A 1605-nucleotide genomic window follows, 5' to 3' on the forward strand; every position below is an offset into this window, starting at 1 on the left:
CGATGCACAAAGACCAAAATTCTTAACTTGATGGGTATGGGGCCTGGAACTCCTGCTTCATCGGGATTTTGCCCCTGGGCGAGAGCCGTTTCTCACCGAAGAACAGCAGGAAGAGATCAAACACCTTGTGTTGACCACGACACCCGCGGAGCTGGGCTGGGACATCGCTTCGGCGTGGAATACGAAGATCCTTCAATCCTATGTACACCACCATTATGGCATCTCCATGTCCCGCGAAGCCTTGCGAAAACTCTTGCATCGAAAAGGGCTTTCGTGGACCCGGCCGACTTACACGTTGGCGAAAGGAGATCCGGATCGGCAAAAACACTTCGAAAAACAAATGGATCTAATAAAAAAACTTAATCGATCCAGATTCCGTCCTGTTGTACATCGATGAAACGCATATCCGATCGTATCATGTGTTGCGTACGACATGGTCAGAGGTTGGCCGTCAAAAGCAAGTGCCGACGTTCGGCCATCATGCTCACGTATCGCTGTTTGACGCCGTTAACGTCCATGATGGCGAAACAGTTCTTTATCAAGCAGGAGCGGCCAATGCGACAACATTTTTGGATTTCCTGCGGGTTCTCAAAGAGCGTTACCCGGATCGTCTCATCGTCTTGGTGCTGGATAACGCCCGAATTCATCATGCCAAAATGGTGAGAGAGTTTTTGCGGGAAGAAGGACGGAGTTTTCACTTCATTTACCTTCCTCCGTATTCTCCGCAACTGAACCCGATCGAACGCTTGTGGAAATGGCTGAAAGACACTGTCATTGCCAATGTGTTTCACAAAGATCAAAACGATATCGCCCAAGCCATTGCCCGGTTTGTGGACTACATCCATGAACGCCCTAAGGAAGTGCTACAACGCCTAGGGTGTGCAGTGTAATCCAGAAGTTAACTTTTCAAGGTGCATCTATATAGATACACGCCACAAGTATACCTAATCGCCTCTCAGCCCTTCTGCATCAAGGACTGAGAGGCGATTTATTTGCCTAGTCACTGTCGAACTCGGGCAGGAGAAAGTAGCTGTATAAGCTCAGCTGTTCCTCGCTGATTAGTGAGTCCATTATTTAGGAAAAATAAAAGAGGTAATACCCTATGTTTGTTTTTTTATCTTCTCTTCGATGTGCTTGTAATCAATAATACGAATTTTGTCAAAATCGATTTCAAGTGTTATTATATCAATTCCGTAAGGAGGGTTGTGAGCCCCTTTAAATGTTTCTACACGAATTTTGAGTAAGAATTTATAACGACTCCCGGGTTCTAAATTTTTAATCTCTAATATTTTAGGCTTCCACCACTGAATTCCAGATGGTTTTCCATAATAATCCTGTACTGCTTTGGTTATATAAGGCGTTAAGAAGTAAATTGAAAGGTCCTCTAAATCATTTTTATTAACCACTAATGTAGTTGTTGACTCTGTTTCATAAATTTTTGATTTGGCGACAATTTTAGTCCCGACACCATACATTCCGAATAATATTATCAAAAAGAGGGACATTACTCCTATAAATTTCCTGTTCATATTTGAATTCCTCCTTTTATGGGTCTTCACCATTTTCCGTGAAAATCCCCACCACTTGGTGAGTGCGGTATACGCT

General features: G+C 43.7%; 3 protein-coding genes. 2 read left to right on the plus strand and 1 reads right to left on the minus strand.

Annotated features, from left to right (window positions below; genetic code table 11):
* Positions 1 to 226 precede the first annotated feature (226 nt).
* Positions 227 to 397 (plus strand): winged helix-turn-helix domain-containing protein, encoded by a 171-nt coding sequence (locus tag ETR37_RS19935; protein WP_240673927.1) that lies wholly within the window; start codon positions 227 to 229, stop codon positions 395 to 397.
* Positions 384 to 890 (plus strand): IS630 family transposase, encoded by a 507-nt coding sequence (locus tag ETR37_RS19940; protein WP_015865167.1) that lies wholly within the window; start codon positions 384 to 386, stop codon positions 888 to 890. The genes ETR37_RS19935 and ETR37_RS19940 overlap by 14 nt, the downstream gene beginning before the upstream one ends.
* A gap of 210 nt (positions 891 to 1100) precedes the next feature.
* Here the strand turns inward: ETR37_RS19940 and ETR37_RS18050 are convergent.
* A partial coding sequence (locus ETR37_RS18050) for a DUF3888 domain-containing protein (protein WP_240673926.1) occupies positions 1101 to 1605 on the minus strand: 505 nt, incomplete at its 5' end.

The sequence above is a fragment of the Geobacillus sp. PK12 genome (assembly GCF_004123125.1).
GTDB lineage: Bacteria > Bacillota > Bacilli > Bacillales > Anoxybacillaceae > Geobacillus > Geobacillus zalihae.